Source organism: Brevibacterium pityocampae, from assembly GCF_039541555.1.
GTDB classification, from domain to species: domain Bacteria; phylum Actinomycetota; class Actinomycetes; order Actinomycetales; family Brevibacteriaceae; genus Brevibacterium; species Brevibacterium pityocampae.
This window is the reverse complement of record NZ_BAABGL010000006.1, coordinates 65258-82484: the sequence shown is the minus strand read 5'-3', so window position 1 is coordinate 82484 and position 17227 is coordinate 65258. Positions and strand designations below refer to the sequence as shown.

The window sequence follows — 17227 nt, the reverse complement described above, 5'->3', positions numbered from 1 at the left end:
CTCAGGACTCCACGAGGTCCGCGTACTGCGGGAAGCGCTCGAGGTAGCGCTGCACGTAGGAGCACGTGGGCACGATCCGCTGCTCGCGCTCCCGGAGCTGGTCGAGGACCTTCGTCACGAGTGTGCGCGCGTACCCCTGGCGGCCGAAGGATTCGGAGATGATCGTGTGCTGGAGGTCGTAGACCCCGGGCCGCTCGAGCCGGTAGCCGAGGAAGCCGACGAAGGTGCGCTCCGGCTCGGAGGCCCAGAGCTCGAACCGATCGTGGGTGAGGTTGTCGAGGACCTCGACGGGCGTGGTGACGATCTCAGGTGTGCTCATGGGCGGCTCCCCTTCCGAGCGCAGGCGGGCTGATGGCCCCGAGTCTATCCGCACCCACCGCTGCCCCGGCGGACCCCCCGACGGGCATCACTCCCCCGGCGGCTCGATGAGGCCCGCGGTGCACTCACCGTGGACGCTGCACGCACCGCCGCCATCGGGTCCGATATATTCGACAGTGCTTGCCGATGCCGCCGAGACGAACGAGGAGCCCCCGTGGCCGATTTCAGCACCCCGACCTTCGCCCAGGTCGATGCCCTGCCCACCGTGCTCGAGGCGACCGTCCCCCAGGACTGGATCGACGAGAACGGGCACATGAACATCAGCCATTTCTTCGACATCGGCGGCGAGGCGGCGTGGAAGTTCTGCCAGGGACTCGGCCTGCAGCGACTCTATGAGGCCGAGCCGCCGACCGGCCTGTTCACCACGGAGCACCACCTCACCTACCTCAGCGAGCTGCGCCTCGGAGAGCGGCTCAGCGCGCATGTGCGGTGCGTCGACGTCGGTCCGAAGTCGGTGCACCTCATCACCCTCATCCTCGACCGGGAGCGCGAACGGGTCGCGACCGTGTTCGAGGTCGTGCTCGTCCACGTCGACATGACCGCCCGGAAGGCCGCGGCGTTCCCCGAGGAGTTCCGCGAGGCGCTCGAGGCCGCCGTCGCCGCCGACGGGGATCTCGGCTGGCCCGCCCCGGTGTGCGGGGCCATGGGCGTCCGCCGCTGACACGACCCCTGCGGCACCCCGGTCCGGCACCTCCCGCCCGGGGGCGCCGCATCGTCGCTCGACGGCGTGTCGTCAGTCGGTGGCTTTCGCCGGCCCCGAGCCCCCGGCGGTCTTCGACTGCAGGCGGCGCTCGAGCCACTGCGCGAACGCGGCGACGATCATGTTGATGGCGATGTAGAGCAGCGCGCCGACGATGAAGGTCGGGAGCAGGTTGTTGTACTGGCGGCCGATCGCGTTGACCTGGTAGAGCAGGTCCTGGTAGGTCACCATGAAGCCGAGCGCGGAATCCTTGAGCAGCACCACGACCTGGGCGATGAGCGTCGGCATCATCGCGCGCAGCGCCTGCGGCAGGAGCACGAGACCCATCGTCTGGGAGCTGCGCAGACCGATCGCCATCGCCGCCTCGCGCTGCCCCTTGGGCACGGCGAGGATGCCGGCGCGGATGATCTCCGCGATGACCATGCCGTTGTAGAGCGTGAGCCCGATGACCACCGACCAGAACGGTCCGATCCGGTTGCCGAAGATCATGAACGTCGCGAAGATCAGGAGCAGCACGGGGACGCCGCGGAACACCTCGAGCACGATCGTCGAGGGCAGCGAGATCGCGCGCGTCGGGGCCAGGCGCAGCAGCGCGAAGACGAGTCCGACGGCCAGGGCGAGCAGAGTCGCGACCGCCGCGACGGACAGGGTGGCGCCCATCCCCCGCAGCAGCACCTGCTGGATGCCGGTGTAGGTGAAGGGGCTCCACCGGTTCGGCTCGAGCTGGCCGGCGTCGTAGAACTTCCAGACGATGAACGCGATGATGCCGAGCAGCACGAGCACCGACACCACGGACATGATGACGTTGTTCCGCCGCGCCCTGGGGCCCGGGGCGTCGAAGAGGACCTGGGTGGGCGCGCTCATCGGAGGATCACCAGCTTCTTCTCGAGGAGGTCGAACACCCGGCCGAGGATCAGCGCCAGCACGAGGTAGACGACGGCCGTGGCGAGCAGGATCGTGATGACGAGGTCGCCGCGCAGCTCGATCGCGTTGCGCATCGCCGACATGAGTTCGCGGTTGTTGAACGCCGATGCGATCGAGGTGTTCTTGAGCATCGCGATGATGACGCTGCCGAGCGGCGGGATGACTGTGCGCACGGCCTGCGGGAGCACCACCGTGGACAGGGTCTGGCCGAAGGTCAGGCCGATCGCGCGGGCCGCCTCGGCCTGCCCCACCGGCACCGTGGCGATGCCGGAGCGCAGGGTCTCGGCGACGAAGCAGGCGGTGTAGGCGATGAGCGCGATCGTCGCCAGGATCATCGAGTTGAGTCCGGCGCTCTCGGCGAACCGGATGTCGAGGTAGGGCAGGCCGAACACGCAGAAGAACATCACCAGGGTCAGCGGCGTGTTGCGCACCACGTTGACGTAGCTGTGGGCGGTGACCCGGAGCACCGGAGTGGGTGAGACCCGCATCGCGGCGAGGATCGTGCCGAGGACCAGGCAGCCCACGAGCGTGAGGAGGAAGAGTCTCAGCGTTCCCCACGTGCCGCTGAGGAACAGCTGGGTCATATCGAGGAATGACACGGGCGATCAGCTTTCGGTTCGGTCAAGCTGGGTGAGGTCCGCCCGAGGCGCCCCGGGTGAGGGCCGTCGACCCTCACCCGGGAGCACTCGCGCGGGCACGGATCAGTAGCGGTCGACCGCAGGCTGCTCGACGCCGGAGGAGTCGCCGAGGGTGTACTCGAACGCCTCGGTCCAGGTGCCGTCCTCCCCTGCCTGCTCGAGCGCATCGTTGACCGCGTCGCGCAGGGCCTGGTCGTCCTTGGGCAGGCCGATGCCGTAGGGCTCGTCGGAGAAGGGCTCGCCGACGACCTTGAACTCGCCCTCGTACTGCGCGGCGTAGCCGCGGAGGATCGCGTCGTCGGTGGTCACCGCGTCGACGTTGCCGGTCTGCAGGTCCTCGACGCACTTGGAGTAGGCGTCGTAGGTGACGAGCTCGGCGTCGCCGTACTCGTCCTGGATCCGCTGGGCCGGGGTGGAGCCGTCGACCGAGCACACGGTGGTTCCGGCGAGGTCGTCCGGTCCGGCGATCTCGGAGTCCTCGGCCACGAGGAGATCCTGACCGGCGACGTAGTACGGTCCGGCGAAGTCGACGACCTCCTTGCGCTCGTCGTTGATCGTGTAGGTGGCGACGACGAGGTCGACGTTGCCCTGCTGGAGGAAGGGCTCGCGGTTGGCCGACACGGTCTCGACCCATTCGATCTGGTCGGGCTCGAAGCCGAGCGCGGCGGCGGTGATCTTGGCGATCTCGATGTCGAAGCCCTCGGGGGCATCGGCGGTGGCGTCCTTGTTGCCGAGTCCCGGCTGGTCGAACTTCACGCCGACCTTGAGGGTCCCGGCGTCGTTCGCCGCGGACCAGGTCGGGCTGTCGGCGAGGTCGACGTCGGATGCGACCTCGTACTGGGGCGCCTCGGCAGCGGTGTCGCCGCCGCCTTCGCCGCCTCCGCCGCCCGTCTCCGGGGTGCCGCTCTGACCGCAGGCGCTCAGCGCCAGGATGCCGACGGCCGAGGCCGCGAGGAGAGTGTGCAGTTTCTTCATGGTGTCTCCTTAGTGGGTGAGGATCTTGGACAGGAAGTCCTTGGCCCGCTCGGACCTCGGAGCGGTGAAGAAGGTCTCCGGCTCCGCGACCTCGACGATCTCCCCGTCGGCCATGAAGGCCACCCGGTTCGCCGCCTTGCGCGCGAATCCCATCTCGTGGGTGACGACGACCATGGTCATGCCGTCCTGCGCGAGCTCGACCATGACGTCGAGGACCTCGTTGATCATCTCCGGGTCGAGCGCCGAGGTCGGTTCGTCGAACAGCATGACCTTGGGCTTCATCGCCAGTGCTCGCGCGATCGCGACGCGCTGCTGCTGGCCGCCGGACAGCTGGGCGGGGAACTTCTGCGCCTGGTGCTCGACGCCCACCCGGGTGAGCAGGTCCATCGCGAGGGCGTCGGCATCGGCCTTCCCCAGCTTGCGCACCTTGATCGGGCCGAGCGTGACGTTCTCGAGGATCGTCTTGTGGGCGAAGAGGTTGAACGACTGGAAGACCATGCCGACGTCGGAGCGCAGCTGCGCGAGCTGGGCACCCTCCTCCGGGAGGACCTTCCCGTCGATGGTGATCGTGCCGTTGTCGATCGTCTCGAGCCTGTTGATCGTGCGGCACAGCGTCGACTTCCCGGAGCCCGACGGGCCGATGACGACGACGACCTCGCCGTGGTGCACGGTGAGGGTGATGTCCTTGAGCGCGTGGAACTCGCCGAAGTGCTTGTCGACGTTCGTGATCTCCACCAGCGGCCGGCCGGGAGCAGGCTGCGGGGAGGTCTGCGCGGGGTTCGGATCAGCTGTCATGTGGATCACAATAAACACCCTGCACGTGGTGCAGGTCACTCCGACCCCGAATGGCGGTCATTGGTCCCGAATCGAGACGCATCCGTTATAGATGCTCAGCCGAGCTGCTCCCGGAAGCGCTCCGCGGCGCGGTCGGCCTCCCCGCGGTCCGCGGACTCCACGACGAGCACGAACAGCAGTCCTACGCCCGCGTGCTCCGTCTCCCCGATGCGCCATGTCGTCGCACCGGTGTCCGCGGGCCGGTTCAGGACCGGCCGCAGCGCCCGGGCCTCTGCCGCGGTGAGCGACCCGGCGGTGCCCGCGAGTCTGCGCGGCGCGCCGCCGGCCTCGGTGACGAGGGCCGGCGCAGAGGTGCCCCCGGCGAGCACCGAGGAGGCGCCGGCCGCCGCGGCGATCGGGCTGCCGGTGAGCCCGGCGCCGGCGGTCCGTGCCGACAGCGCGGGCAGACCGATGTCGAGGCCGCTCATCCCGAGGTCGGCCGCCGCCCTTGTCCGCCGGCCGGGGTCGTCCGGATCCTCGCCGCGGTGCTCGAGCAGCGCCTCGACGAGCAGGGAGTGCGGGCCGTCGGAGTAGCCGCCGCGCAGCGCCCGGTCGAATCCGCCGTCGGCGTTCGCGACCGCGCGGATCTCTCCGGTGCCGGGGTCGACGGCGATGAGCGCCGCCGGGGATCCGGTGTCCTGGAGGGCGGCCTCGGCCGCGGCCTGCACCGCGAGGTCGATCGTCGTGCGGACCGGCCGGCCGGGCACCGGGTCGACGGTGAGCAGCGGCTCGGCGGCGGGTTCTTCCGGTGCCGACTCTCCGTCCACGGGTGCCATCGCGATGGACAGGGTGTACCCGTCGGACCCGGCGAGCTCCTCCTCGTAGTGCTCCTGGAGGCCGCCGCGGCCCACGAGTTCCCCGGGGCGCACCCGGGCGGGTGCGGCGGCGATCTCCTCGGCGGTGGCCTCGCCCACGCGGCCGAGCAGCAGCGGGCCGAGGCCCTGGCGCACCGGGATCGAGCGCTCGCTGCGGCGGAACACCGTGCCGGGGATCGGCCGGATGGCCCCGGCGACGTCGATGTAGTCGCGCTCGCGCAGGGTGATCACCGGCACGAAGGCGGTGGCCGCGGCGCTCTCCACCCGGTCCCGCAGCGGTCCGGGATCCACGTCGAGCTCCGCCTCGAGCACCCGCAGCACCTCATCGAGGTCCTCGACGCGTCCGGGTTCGATCCCGACGTCGACGACGGCCTCAGTGCTCGTGAGCACGGCATCGCCGGCCCCGCGGATCTGCCCGCGCTGCGCCGGAGCGGACTCGACGGCGAAGACGTGGCCGCCTGTGAGGTCGGGGTGGACCACCGCGGGCACGAACTCGGCCTGCCAGGACAGTCGGTGCTTGCGCACTTCGAGCACGGAGGTGTACGTCCAGTCGGGAATCCCGGTCTCCGATTCCGGGTCCGTCGTCCACCCCCAGTGGAGCACCGCCTGCGCGCTCGCCTCTCCGGTGCTGCGGACCTCGAGCACATCGACGACGGTCGGGGTGAGCAGACGGGTGGTCCGCAGCGGGGCGCGCACCTTCGCGTACTCCCGTTCCGCGGCCTGCGGGTCGGTCCAGGGCCCGTGGGCCACCGCGTCCTCCTGGAGCGATTCGGCAGCGCGCCGGGCCGCGGACTCCGGCGAGGTGCCGAGCTCGGGATCGAGGACGATGAGGAGGGACACGAGGAGCGCGAGGACCGCGAGCACGACACCGACGAGCAGCAGACCGGTGCGCCGATGCATCCGCCCTCCTCCGCCCTGTCGGTGCGCGGGCCCGCCGGGCCCGGACGGTTCTCGATGCCCGTGCACCGTCTTGCATGTCGGGAAACCGTGCGGGACGCACGCGCTTTCGATCATCATGGCAGGAACAGTGGCGCCGGTCACCCGTAGACTCGGGTCCCGGCAGGGAGTGCGCGGCAGCGTCACGACGGAGTGGAGCGAAGAGGAACCATGACAACGGTACGCGATATCGAAGGTGTCCCGAACTCGGTCTCGGCCGGGCACATGATCGTCAAGTCCTTGGCGCAGCACGGGGTCGAGCGCGTGTACGTGGTGCCGGGCGAGAGCTACCTCGACGTGCTCGACGGGCTCCACGACTCGGATATCGAGACGGTGGTCTGCCGCCACGAGGGCGGCGCCGCCTACATGGCCGAGGCCGACGGCAAGATGAACCCGGTGCCCGGCATCGCGATGGTCACCCGCGGACCCGGAGCTGCGAACGCCCACGTAGGCCTCCACACCGCCTGGCAGGATTCCACCGCGATGGTGCTGTTCGTCGGCCTCATCCCCTTCGAGCACCGTGAGAAGGAGGCCTTCCAGGAGTTCGATCCGAAGGCCTGGTTCGACAGCGGCGCCAAGCGCGTGATGATCCTCGACCACGCCGAGCGCGCCTCGGAGATCGTCGCCGAGGCGATGTTCGCCGCCGCCTCCGGCCGGCCCGGCCCCGTGGTCGTCGGCCTCCCCGAGGACATCATCAAGATGGGCAACGACGGCGTCCTCCACCCGCGGATCCCGATCGCGGAGGGCGGCATGACCGTCACCGACTGGAAGGCGCTCAAGTCCGCGCTGCTCGACGCCGAGCGCCCGCTGTTCGTGTTCGGCGGCAACGACTGGACGCACCCCGCCGCCGAGGAGTTCACCGCCTGGCTCGAGTCGCACAACCTGCCGGCCGCCGCGGAATGGCGCTGCGAGGGCACCGTGCCGTTCACCTCGCCGAGCTACGTCGGCCCGCTGGGCTACGGCCGGCCGCACCACACCCGCAGCGTGCTCGAGGACTCCGACCTCCTCGTGTTCGTCGGCACCGTGCCCGGCGACGTCATCACCGACGGCTTCACCGCGCGCCAGAACTGGGAGAAGAGCAACTTCCTCGTCACCATCGACCCCGCCCTGCGCGGACGGTCCGGCCCGGTGAGCCATCAGATCGTCGCCAAGCCCGACGTCTTCATCCGCGACCTCGTGCGCATGGACCTGCCGGTGCGCGACGCCTGGCGGCAGTGGACGAACGAGCTGCGCGAACGGCAGAACGACTTCGCCGCGCTCCCCACGGCGGAGCCCGGCGACGGGCAGGCGAAGATGGCGACGCTCATGGCGAACCTCGTCCCCCGTCTCGACGAGGACGCGATGGTGACCTTCGGCGCCGGCGAGCACACGAACTGGGCCCACCGCTACTTCCCCACCAACGGCTACGCCTCGATGATCTCCGCCCGCAACGGCTCGATGGGCTACTCGGTGCCCGCCGCGGTCGCCGCCTCGCTCAACCACCCCGGCCGCCAGATCATCTCGATCGCCGGCGACGGCGAGTTCCTCATGAACGGCCAGGAGCTCGCGACCGCCAAGCAGTACGGCGCGAATCCGCTCGTCATCGTCATGGACAACCAGGAGTACGGCACCATCCGCACCCACCAGGAGCGGGACTACCCGGACCGGGTGTCCGGCACGCAGCTGGCGAACCCCGACTTCGCCAAGCTCGCCGAGGCCTACGGCGGCGTGGGCGTGCGCGTCGAGCGCGACTCCGAGGTGCCGGCGGCCGTCGACACCGCGCTCGCCGCGATCGCCGACGGCGAGTTCGCGCTCATCCACATCATCGTCGAGCAGCGCGTCAAGGCGTACTGAGGTCTCCCGGCCCGCGGTCCCTCCCGGCACGCCCCCGGAGCCCTCCACCCTGTGCGAGGTTGCCCCGAGCGCCCATAATGGGAGCATGAGCGGGACCTTCCTCGAGATCGAGCGCAAGTACGACATCACCGGCCAGACCTCGCTGCCGCGACTGCACGGCGCCGCTGGGGTCTCCCGCGTGGGCTACCGCCCGCCGGTGGCGCTCGAGGCGGTGTACTTCGACACCCGCGACCGGGTGCTCGCCGCCAACGGTGTGATCCTGCGCCGGAGGGCCGGCGGGGAGGACGCCGGCTGGCACGTGAAGATCCCCTCGGGCGCGCACCGGATCGAGATGCAGGTGCCGCTCGCCTCGTCCGAGCGGACCGGGGACGGACCGGCCGAGTCCGTGCCGTACCGCGTGCCGGAGGAGATCGCCGACCTCGTCGCGGTGCACGTGCGCGGGCGCGCGCTCGTGCCGGTGCTCAGCATGAATACGCTGCGCTCCGTCGTCGACCTCATGGATGCCCGGGGCCGCACCGTGGCCGAGGTGTGCGACGACCAGGTCGCGGCGATGGCGGCGGGATCGCGCACCGACTCCCGGGTGCGCCACTGGCGCGAATGGGAGGTCGAGGTCGTCAACCCGACCCTCGTGGGCGGGATGGAATCCGTCCCGGGCTTCCTCGATGCGGTGGAGTCGACGCTCCTCGATGCGGGGGCGCAGCGCTCGCATGCGGGCTCCAAGCTCGAGAAGGTCCTCGGCCGTCCGGCGGACCCGCTGAGCCCGGAGGGCGCCGGTGAGGGCACCGACCTCGCCACCGTCCTCACCCGCACGGTCCGCACCCAGGTGCGCCGTCTCAAGTCCTGGGATCCGCTCGTCAGGCGCAGCGCCGACGACGCCGTCCACCAATTCCGGGTGTCCGCCCGCACCCTGCGCTCGCTCCTCCAGATCTACCGTCCCCTGCTCGAACCGGAGGCGCGGAAGGAGGTCAACCGGGCGCTGCGCCGCCTCGGCCGGCTGCTGTCGGCCGCACGCGACGCCGAGGTGCTCCGCGACCAGGTCGGTGAGCGGATCGCCGCGCTCCCGGGCGGGGCGGAGGGCCTCACCGCCGCACTCATCCCCAAGAGGACCGTGCGCCGGCTCCGCGACTCCCAGGTCCGGGAGTACCGGCGCGCGCACCGGAGGCTCCTCGCCGCGATGCGCAGCCCCTGGTACGCCGAGCAGCTCGACATCATCGACCGCTGCGCCCGTGCGGTCCCGCTGCACCCCGACCTCGGCGCCGAGCAGCGCAGGGATGCTGCGGCCGCCCTCGCCCCGCTCGCCACGGCCCAGGTCGACAGCCTGCTCGCCCACGCGGAGACCGCCGAGCACGAAGCCGACGAGGCCACCCGCATCGAGGAGCTCCACGAGGTGCGCAAGGAGGCCAAGCGGCTGCGCTACGCCGTGTCCGCAGTCACCGATGCCGCTGCGATCGACCTCGGGGACGACCTCGCGGAGAAGATGGCGGTGGCGAAGAAGCTCCAGACCGCGCTCGGCACCCATCGCGACTCGGTGATGTTCCAGGACCATGTCCGCAGCACCGCTCGCCGGGCGGAGAAGAAGGGCGAGCCGACGTTCGGGTACGGGCTGCTCTACGGCGCTGAGATCGCGGTGCAGACGAAGGCGCTGAAGAAGACGACGAAGCTGCTGTCCCGGCTCCATTCCGCGGCGAGCACCGAGCAGGCCTGAGGTCCGGGACCGGAGCGAGCACGGGGACCGGTTGCCGACCTGCGGGGCGGCGCCCGGAGCTAGGCTGAGGCCATGGACCTCTCCCCCGCCCAGATCCAGCAGGCCGCCGCCGTCCTCGCCGAGGCGCGCCGCACGCGTACACCGCTCGAGCGCCTGCCCGGCAGCCTCACCCCGCTGTCCCGGGGCGAGGGCCACGCGATCGCCACCCGTGTCGCGACGCTCGCCGGCAGCCCGGTCCACGGCTGGAAGATCGCGGCGACGAGCGCGGCCGGGCAGGCCCACCTCGACGTCGACGCGCCGATCGCCGGCCGCATGCTCGCCGACGGGATCATCCCCGACGGCGGCACCCTGCAATTGGGCCCCCGGGTGATGCCCCTGGCCGAGGTCGAGTGCGCCTTCACCCTCGCCCGCGATCTCGTCCCCCGCGATGACCCGTACTCGCAGCCCGAGGTGCGCGCTGCCCTCGCCTCGGTCCACCCGGCCATCGAGCTTCCCGACACCCGACTGTCGCGCTTCACCGATGTCGGCATCGCCGAGCTCACCGCCGACAGCGCCTGCGCCGCGGAGTTCGTGCTCGGTCCCGCCGCGCCGCCCGCGCGGCTCGACGACGACCTCACCGAGCTCGAGGTCACGATCACCGTCACGCTGGCGGATGGCACGAGTGCGCACTCGACCGGTCGCGGCGGCAACGTCCTCGACGGCCCGCTCGGCTCGCTCACCTGGCTCGTGGGCGAGCTCTCCACCCACGGGATCACCCTGCACGCCGGGCAGGTCGTGACCACCGGGGTCCTCTCCGCGCCGATCCCGCTCGTGCCCGGGACACGGGTGCACGCCGACTTCGGATCCCTCGGCACGGTGAGCCTGAACACCGCCTGACGCGGCGTCCGCAGCGGCCGGCGGGGCCGCCGGCTGTCCACCACTCGGTCCTGCGGTTCCCGTGATCGGGCTCACATGGCACGATGAGAGAATGACCGACACGATCGACGACTTCCCCATCCGCACCCACGACAAGCTCCGGTACGCGGACACCGACAAGCAGGGCCACATCAACAACGCCGTCTATGCGACGTTCTTCGAGACCGGCCGGGTCGAGTTCATCAGCCGCGCCCACGAGGTCTCGGCCCATGACGATGCCGAGTTCGTCATCGCACAGATCACCATCAAGTACCTGCAGGAGACGCACTGGCCGGGCACCGTCGAGGTCGGCTCCCGGGTCAAGCGGATCGGCGGCAGCTCGCTCGTCGTCGAGCAGGCGCTGTTCAACGACGGTCGCCTGTGCGCCGCAGGTGAGTCCGTGATCGTGCAGATCAACACCTCGACCCGCAAGTCGCAGCCGTTCGACGACGCGATGCGCGAGTACTTCTCCGCACTGCTCGCCCCGGAGGACTGACCCCTCAGCGGCGCGGCCGCACCCCGACCCGGAGGTCACGATGACCGTCCTCACCCGCACCATCGCTGAGCTCCGTAATGCGCTCACCCGCCTCGTCGCGGAGCGCGAAGCCCACTCCGTCGGGCTCGTGCCGACGATGGGCGCCCTCCACCAGGGGCATGCCGCGCTCATGCGCGCGGCCCGGGCGGACAACCCCGTCGTCTGCGCCTCCCTGTTCGTCAACCCGCTCCAGTTCGAGTCGCCGCTCGACCTCGAGCTCTATCCGCGCGACCTCGATGCGGACATGGCGCTGTGCGAGGCCGAGGGGGTCGACCTCGTCCTCGCACCCGAGGTCGAGGAGATGTACCCGAACCACCCCGACTCCCCCATCGTGCGGGTGACGAGCGGCCACATGGGTCAGATCCTCGAGGGCGCCTCCCGGCCCGGTCACTTCGACGGGGTCGCCACGGTCGTCTCCAAGCTCTTCAACATCTTCGATCCCGAGGGCCCGGCGCGGCTCAAGGCATACTTCGGGCAGAAGGACGCCCAGCAGCTCATGATCGTCTCCCGCATGGTCGCCGACCTCGACTTCCCGGTGACGATCGTGCCGGTGCCCACGCAGCGGGAGGAATCCGGGCTCGCGCTCTCCAGCCGGAACCTCCTCCTCACCGAGGAACACCGCCGGGCCGCGACGGCCCTGTCGTCGGCCCTGTTCGAGCTCCTCGACCGGGCGGCGCACGGTGCGGACTGGGATCTGTCGGGGCTGCGCCGACAGGTGCGGGAGGCCCCCGACGTCATCCTCGACTACCTCGAAGTCGTCGATCCGGGCACCCTGCTGCCCACCGAGTCGCTGCCGGCGCTCGCACTCATCGCCGCCTACGTCGGCAGCGTCCGGCTCATCGACAACATCGAGCTCCCGGCGCACTGAGCCGCGGAGCGGGATCTGCGGCGCCCCATGATCGCGCGGGAGTCTCAGGCACCGACCGCAGACAGGCGAGGCCGGGCGTGCAGACCGATGTCGAGCGCGAAGTCGTCCACCGTCCCGGCGACCTTCGCCGCCGCCGGCTCGCTGAGCCCGGCCGGCCCGATGTGCGCGGATTCGACGAACCGGCCGCGCGCGATGGTCGTCGCACCGAGCGCGGCGAGCAGCGGCTTGAGCCCCTGGTCGAGAGCGAGGACGTGGCCCACGGACCCGCCGGTGACGAACGGGAGCACCGGGGTGCCGGCGAGGCAGTTCGGCGGCAGCAGGTCGACGAAGGTCTTGAGCAGCCCGGAGTAGCTCGCCTTGTAGACCGGCGAGGCGACGACCAGGGCATCGGCGGCGACGACCTCGGCAATCCCCGCGACGATGCCCGGATCACCGAGGTCCGCGGTGATGAGGGCCGCGGCCGGCAGATCGCGGACGTTGATGAGCGAGGTGAGGTGACCGTGCCCGCGCATCCGGTGGGCGACCTCGGTGAGGAGGCGTTCGGTGGTGGACGGGTTCGAGGGGCTGCCGTTGATCACGACGACGCTGGCCATGGGCGAGGTCCTTTCCGGTGGGCGGTCCGCGGCCCTGCCCGGCGCACCGCACTGCGAGCGCACCGGGCCGGACCCCGACGACGATGCCCACACTAGGGACGTCACCGCTGCGCGGACCGCCCGCCGGTCGCACGGCGTCACCGCCCGTCATCTGCCGTCGTATACATGCGATGCTGAGACCATGAGCATCATCATCACGAACGTCCGCCCCTAGGGCGGCCCGGCCCAGGACATCACGATCGACGGCGACACCTTCACCGGATTCGCCGACACCGGCCCCCACGGCACGGATGCCGGTTCGCGCACCGAGAGCGCCGCCGAGGTCATCGACGGGCGCGGCCTGCTCGCGCTGCAGGGCATCGTCAACGGGCACGCCCACGTCGACAAGTCCTGGCTCGGCCTGCCCTGGCAGTCCTACGGCGGCGAGCCCGGCACGGACGGCCGGATCCGCCACGAGCGGGCCCGCCGCGACGAGCTCGGCATCCCCAGCGCCGCGCTGAGCTCCCGGGTGCTCGACGCCATGGTGGGCGACGGCACGACCGCGATCCGCTCCCACGTCGACGTCGACCTCGGGATCGGGCTGTCCGGCATCGAGGCGGTGCGCGAGGCCGTCGCCGCCTACGACGGTGCGCTCGCGGTGGAGATCGTCGCGTTCCCGCAGGACGGTGTGCTCCGCCGGCCCGGTGTCGTCGACCTGCTGCGGCAAGCCGCCGAATCCGGCGTCGAGCACATCGGCGGCCTCGACCCCGCCGGTATCGACCACGATCCCGTGGGGCAGATCGATGCGCTCGTCGACATCGCCCGCGACACCGGGGTCGGCATCGACATCCACCTCCACGACCCGGCCGAGCTCGGCGTGTTCCAGATCGAGCTGCTGCTCGACCGGATGGAGCGCTGGGAGCTCTCCTCGCCGGTGAACATCGCCCACGGCTTCGCCGTCGCGCAGATCGACGCCGCCGGGCAGCGGGACCTGCTCGCGCGGATGGGCGGGCTCGGGGTGACGATGTCGACCGTCGCCCCGCCGCGCCTCGGCGCCGCCCAGCTGCCCCTGCACGCGCTGCGCGAGCACGGGGTCCGGCTCACCCTCGGCACCGACGGCATCCGCGACCTATGGAGCCCCTACGGGACGGGCGACACGCTCGGCATCGCCTGGCAGTACGCACGCGGCAGCGGCCTGGTGCGCGACGAGGACCTGCTCGACGTGGTGCGCACCGCGACGAGCGACGGCGCCTGGGCGGTCGGCCGCGCGGACCACGACCTCACGGCCGGGGCGCGCGCCGACCTCGTGCTCGTCGACGCCGAGAACCCGATGGACGCCCTCGTCCGGCTGCCCGAGCGCAGGCTCGTCGTCGGCGGCGGTCGGGTGCTGCGCAGCACGCTGGACTGACCCGCGAAAGGCCCGCGATTCCTGCAGCCGCCCGCGGAATCTGTGCAGGAATCGCGGGCATCTGCAGGCGGCGCGGGGTGCTCGCCCGGTCCCCGGTCAGCCGGCGATGTATTCCTTCAGGTGCTTCCCCGTGAGCGTCGAGGCGTCGGCGACGAGCGCGGCCGGCGTCCCCTCGAACACCACCCGGCCGCCCTCGGAGCCCGCCCCGGGCCCGAGGTCGATGATCCAGTCGGCGTGCGCCATGACCGCCTGGTGATGCTCGATGACGATGACCGACTTCCCGGCGTCGACGAGCGTGTCGAGCAGGCCGAGCAGCTGGTCGACATCGGCGAGGTGGAGCCCGGTGGTCGGCTCGTCGAGGACGTAGATCCCGCCCTTCTCCCCCATCCGGGTGGCGAGCTTGAGCCGCTGCCGCTCTCCGCCGGACAGGGTGGTGAGCGGCTGGCCGATCGTCAGATAGCCCAGGCCCACCTCGGCGAGGCGCACGAGGATCCTATGGGCCGCCGGCAGGCGGGCCTCGCCCTCGCGGAAGAATGCCAAGGCCTCCTCGACGGACATCGCGAGGACCTCGGCGATCGACCTCCCGCCCAGGCGGTGCTCGAGCACGGAGGCCTCGAACCGCCGGCCCTCGCACACCTCGCACGTCGTCGACACCCCGGCCATGACGCCGAGGTCGGTGTAGATCACCCCGGCACCCTTGCAGTTGGGGCACGCGCCGTCGGAGTTCGCGCTGAACAGCCCGGGCTTGACCCCATTGGCCTTGGCGAAGGCCTTGCGGATCGGGTCGAGCAGCCCGGTGTAGGTCGCCGGATTGCTCCGCCGGGAGCCGCGGATGCCGGACTGGTCGATGACGACGACGTCGTCGCGGTCGGCGATCTGGCCGTGGATGAGCGAGCTCTTCCCCGAACCGGCGACCCCGGTGACGACGGTGAGCACGCCGAGCGGCACGTCGACGTCGACGTCGCGCAGGTTGTTGTCGACCGCCCCGCGGATCTCGATCACCTCTCTCGACTCCCGCACCGTCTCCTTGAGGCGGGCGCGGTCGTCGAGGTGGCGGGCGGTGAGCGTGCCGCTGTCGCGCAGGCCGGACAGCGGCCCCTCGTAGCAGATCTCCCCGCCGACCGCGCCGGCACCGGGCCCGAGGTCGACGACGTGGTCGGCGATCTGGATCATCTCCGGCTTGTGCTCGACGACGAGGACGGTGTTGCCCTTGTCGCGCAGGCGGCGCAGCAAGCCGTTCATGCGGTCGATGTCGTGCGGGTGGAGGCCGGCGCTCGGCTCGTCGAACACGTAGGTGATGTCGGTGAGCGAGGAGCCGAGGTGGCGGATCATCTTGGTGCGCTGCGCCTCGCCGCCCGACAGCGTTCCCGCCGGCCGGTCGAGCGAGAGGTAGCCGAGCCCGATCTCGACGAAGGAGTCGAGGAGCTCGCGCAGGCCGGCGAGGAGCGGGGCGACCGAGGGCTCGTCGAGCTCGGCGACCCAGGCGGCGAGGTCGGTGATCTGCATCGCGGCGGCCTGTCCGATGTGGATTCCCCTGATCGTCGAGGACCGGGCGGCCTCGCTCAGCCGGGTGCCGTCGCACTCCGGGCAGCGGGAGAAGGTGATGACGCGTTCGACGAAGGCGCGGATGTGCGGCTGCATCGCGTCGACGTCCTTGGACAGGAAGGACTTCTGGATCTGCGGGATGACCCCGGTGTAGGTGAGGTTGATGCCCTCGACCTTGATCTTCGTCGGCTCCTTGTAGAGGAGGTCGTCGAGCTGGCGCTTGGTGAACTTCTTGATGGGCGTGTCCGGGTCGAAGAACCCGCAGGCGCGGAAGATCCGGCCGTACCAGCCGTCCATGCTGTAGCCGGGCACGGAGAGCGCGCCCTCGTTGAGCGACCTCTCCGCGTCGTAGAGCTCGCTGAGGTCGAAGTCCTCGACCCGGCCCATCCCCTCGCAGCGCGGGCACATGCCCCCGGTGATGCTGAACGTCCGCTTCTCCTTGACGGTCCGGCCGCCCTTGTCCAGGGTCACGGCGCCGGCGCCGCTGACCGAGGCGACGTTGAAGGAGAAGGCCTGCGGGGAGCCGATGTGCGGGGTGCCGAGCCGGCTGTAGATGATCCGCAGGAGCGCGTAGGCATCCGTCGCGGTGCCCACGGTGGACCGCGAGTTCGCACCCATCCGCTCCTGGTCGACGAGGATCGCGGTGGTGAGGCCTTCGAGCCGGTCGACGTCCGGGCGGGCGAGGCTCGGCATGAAGCCCTGGACGAATGCGCTGTAGGTCTCGTTGATGAGCCGCTGGGACTCCGCGGCGACCGTGCCGAACACGAGCGAGCTCTTGCCGGACCCGGACACCCCGGTGAACACCGTGAGCCGCCGCTTGGGGAGGTCGACGCTGATGTCCTTGAGGTTGTTCTCGCGCGCGCCGTGGACCCGGATGCGCTCGTGGGCGTCGGCCGCGGGCGCGGAGTCGCCGGCCGTCGGGGCGGAGGTCTCGGATTCGGTCATGAGGTGTCTCCCAGCGAAGGCGGATGCGGCCGACGGATGCGACCGTGGGAAGTGTACTCCCCCGTCCGCGACCCCGGCGCGGGCTCCTAATACCCGGTGTAGCGGCCCGGCCGGTGGTTGAGGGCGAGGATGAGGTTGAGGACGACGGCGCCGGCGGCCGACAGCAGCACCGACGGCCAGGGGCTCACCGTCAGGGCGGCGACGATGATGAGGACATCGATGCCCATCTGCACGTAGCCCGCACTCCAGCCCAGGCGCTCCTGGACGAGCAGGGCGAGGATGTTGATGCCGCCCAGGCTTGAACGGTGACGGAACAGGATGAGGAGCCCGACCCCGGCGAGCAGGTTGCCGGTGAACGTGCCGTAGACGGGGTCGACGTCGACGCCGGCGAGCATGACCGGGTGGAGGAGCGTGAGGGCGGAGACGAGGAGCACGGCGATGATCGTGCGGAGCGTGAAGCTCCATCCCTTCTTCCACAGCGCGAGGGCGAAGAACGGGATGTTGACCAGCGGGAACATCACCGCGACCGGGATGTCCGAGGCGTAGCTCAACAGCAGTCCGAGGCCGGCGGTGCCGCCGGTGACGGCGAGCGCCTCACGCAGCAGGTAGAGGCCGAGCGAGGCGAGGAAGGTGCCGGTGAGCATCCCCCACACGTCCTCGATCCACGAGTGCTTCTGGAGGGCCTGGTCGACCCCGTTCATAGCACCGAGCGGCGGTGCCGA

Annotated in this window: 16 protein-coding genes; 7 read left to right on the top strand and 9 right to left on the bottom strand. The window is 70.9% G+C overall.

What is annotated here, in order from left to right; all coding sequences use genetic code 11:
- Position 1: 1 nt before the first annotated feature.
- A complete protein-coding gene (locus ABD883_RS06460; RefSeq protein WP_137319590.1) occupies positions 2–319 on the bottom strand; it encodes a GNAT family N-acetyltransferase in 318 nt (105 codons plus the stop codon).
- Positions 320–532: 213 nt separating this feature from the next.
- Here ABD883_RS06460 and ABD883_RS06455 point away from each other — a divergent pair, with 213 nt between their 5' ends.
- Entirely contained in the window at positions 533–1039 is a 507-nt protein-coding gene (locus ABD883_RS06455) for an acyl-CoA thioesterase (protein WP_345030828.1), read from the top strand.
- 72 nt (positions 1040–1111) lie between these two features.
- On the opposite strand, the gene ABD883_RS06450 is transcribed toward ABD883_RS06455, so the two are convergent.
- From ABD883_RS06450 to ABD883_RS06430, 5 genes are all read right to left on the bottom strand, one after another.
- Entirely contained in the window at positions 1112–1942 is an 831-nt protein-coding gene (locus ABD883_RS06450) for an amino acid ABC transporter permease (protein ID WP_345030826.1), read from the bottom strand.
- On the bottom strand, positions 1939–2586 hold the full coding sequence (locus tag ABD883_RS06445) for an amino acid ABC transporter permease (protein ID WP_425548423.1): 648 nt from the start codon (positions 2584–2586) through the stop codon (positions 1939–1941). The genes ABD883_RS06450 and ABD883_RS06445 overlap by 4 nt, the downstream gene beginning before the upstream one ends.
- 117 nt (positions 2587–2703) lie before the next feature.
- Positions 2704–3615: a glutamate ABC transporter substrate-binding protein gene (locus ABD883_RS06440; protein ID WP_295687011.1), complete on the bottom strand. Its 912-nt coding sequence runs from the start codon at positions 3613–3615 to the stop codon at positions 2704–2706.
- A 9-nt stretch (positions 3616–3624) separates the two neighbouring features.
- Complete coding sequence (locus ABD883_RS06435) at positions 3625–4410, bottom strand: amino acid ABC transporter ATP-binding protein (protein WP_137319585.1); 786 nt, start codon at positions 4408–4410, stop codon at positions 3625–3627.
- Positions 4411–4505: 95 nt separating this feature from the next.
- A complete protein-coding gene (locus tag ABD883_RS06430) occupies positions 4506–6164 on the bottom strand; it encodes a penicillin-binding protein 2 (protein ID WP_345030820.1) in 1659 nt (552 codons plus the stop codon).
- Between the two features lie 207 nt (positions 6165–6371).
- On the opposite strand from ABD883_RS06430, the gene ABD883_RS06425 reads away from it, so the two are divergent.
- From ABD883_RS06425 to panC, 5 genes are all read left to right on the top strand, one after another.
- On the top strand, positions 6372–8033 hold the full coding sequence (locus tag ABD883_RS06425; RefSeq protein WP_137319583.1) for a thiamine pyrophosphate-dependent enzyme: 1662 nt from the start codon (positions 6372–6374) through the stop codon (positions 8031–8033).
- 85 nt (positions 8034–8118) lie between these two features.
- Positions 8119–9738: a CYTH and CHAD domain-containing protein gene (locus tag ABD883_RS06420; protein ID WP_137319582.1), complete on the top strand. Its 1620-nt coding sequence runs from the start codon at positions 8119–8121 to the stop codon at positions 9736–9738.
- 72 nt (positions 9739–9810) lie between these two features.
- Positions 9811–10614: a 2-keto-4-pentenoate hydratase gene (locus tag ABD883_RS06415; RefSeq protein ID WP_137319581.1), complete on the top strand. Its 804-nt coding sequence runs from the start codon at positions 9811–9813 to the stop codon at positions 10612–10614.
- 91 nt (positions 10615–10705) lie between these two features.
- On the top strand, positions 10706–11128 hold the full coding sequence (locus ABD883_RS06410; RefSeq protein WP_137319580.1) for an acyl-CoA thioesterase: 423 nt from the start codon (positions 10706–10708) through the stop codon (positions 11126–11128).
- Positions 11129–11168: 40 nt separating this feature from the next.
- Positions 11169–12035, top strand: coding sequence for a pantoate--beta-alanine ligase (gene panC / locus ABD883_RS06405; RefSeq protein ID WP_137319579.1), 867 nt, complete (start codon positions 11169–11171; stop codon positions 12033–12035).
- A 44-nt stretch (positions 12036–12079) separates the two neighbouring features.
- Here the strand turns inward: panC and ABD883_RS06400 are convergent, their stop codons facing one another.
- Positions 12080–12628, bottom strand: coding sequence for an NAD(P)H-dependent oxidoreductase (locus tag ABD883_RS06400; protein ID WP_345030813.1), 549 nt, complete (start codon positions 12626–12628; stop codon positions 12080–12082).
- A gap of 232 nt (positions 12629–12860) precedes the next feature.
- Here ABD883_RS06400 and ABD883_RS06395 point away from each other — a divergent pair, with 232 nt between their 5' ends.
- Positions 12861–14015, top strand: a complete 1155-nt coding sequence (locus ABD883_RS06395) for an amidohydrolase family protein (RefSeq protein ID WP_345031164.1) — start codon at positions 12861–12863, stop codon at positions 14013–14015.
- Between the two features lie 96 nt (positions 14016–14111).
- On the opposite strand, the gene ABD883_RS06390 is transcribed toward ABD883_RS06395, so the two are convergent.
- Complete coding sequence (locus ABD883_RS06390; RefSeq protein WP_345030810.1) at positions 14112–16505, bottom strand: ATP-binding cassette domain-containing protein; 2394 nt, start codon at positions 16503–16505, stop codon at positions 14112–14114.
- Between the two features lie 86 nt (positions 16506–16591).
- Complete coding sequence (locus ABD883_RS06385; RefSeq protein WP_345031161.1) at positions 16592–17206, bottom strand: YitT family protein; 615 nt, start codon at positions 17204–17206, stop codon at positions 16592–16594.
- Between the last annotated feature and the right edge of the window lie 21 nt (positions 17207–17227).

Excerpts from the sequence above, each read along its gene's own strand:
- ABD883_RS06460 (WP_137319590.1), bottom strand. The coding sequence starts at position 319 with ATGAGCACACCTGAGATCGTCACCACGCCCGTCGAGGTCCTCGACAAC.
- ABD883_RS06450 (WP_345030826.1), bottom strand. The coding sequence starts at position 1,942 with ATGAGCGCGCCCACCCAGGTCCTCTTCGACGCCCCGGGCCCCAGGGCG.
- ABD883_RS06445 (WP_425548423.1), bottom strand. The coding sequence starts at position 2,586 with ATGACCCAGCTGTTCCTCAGCGGCACGTGGGGAACGCTGAGACTCTTC.
- ABD883_RS06440 (WP_295687011.1), bottom strand. The coding sequence starts at position 3,615 with ATGAAGAAACTGCACACTCTCCTCGCGGCCTCGGCCGTCGGCATCCTG.
- ABD883_RS06435 (WP_137319585.1), bottom strand. The coding sequence starts at position 4,410 with ATGACAGCTGATCCGAACCCCGCGCAGACCTCCCCGCAGCCTGCTCCC.
- ABD883_RS06430 (WP_345030820.1), bottom strand. The coding sequence starts at position 6,164 with ATGCATCGGCGCACCGGTCTGCTGCTCGTCGGTGTCGTGCTCGCGGTC.
- ABD883_RS06425 (WP_137319583.1), top strand. The coding sequence starts at position 6,372 with ATGACAACGGTACGCGATATCGAAGGTGTCCCGAACTCGGTCTCGGCC.
- ABD883_RS06420 (WP_137319582.1), top strand. The coding sequence starts at position 8,119 with ATGAGCGGGACCTTCCTCGAGATCGAGCGCAAGTACGACATCACCGGC.
- ABD883_RS06415 (WP_137319581.1), top strand. The coding sequence starts at position 9,811 with ATGGACCTCTCCCCCGCCCAGATCCAGCAGGCCGCCGCCGTCCTCGCC.
- ABD883_RS06410 (WP_137319580.1), top strand. The coding sequence starts at position 10,706 with ATGACCGACACGATCGACGACTTCCCCATCCGCACCCACGACAAGCTC.
- panC (WP_137319579.1), top strand. The coding sequence starts at position 11,169 with ATGACCGTCCTCACCCGCACCATCGCTGAGCTCCGTAATGCGCTCACC.
- ABD883_RS06400 (WP_345030813.1), bottom strand. The coding sequence starts at position 12,628 with ATGGCCAGCGTCGTCGTGATCAACGGCAGCCCCTCGAACCCGTCCACC.
- ABD883_RS06390 (WP_345030810.1), bottom strand. The coding sequence starts at position 16,505 with ATGACCGAATCCGAGACCTCCGCCCCGACGGCCGGCGACTCCGCGCCC.
- ABD883_RS06385 (WP_345031161.1), bottom strand. The coding sequence starts at position 17,206 with ATGAACGGGGTCGACCAGGCCCTCCAGAAGCACTCGTGGATCGAGGAC.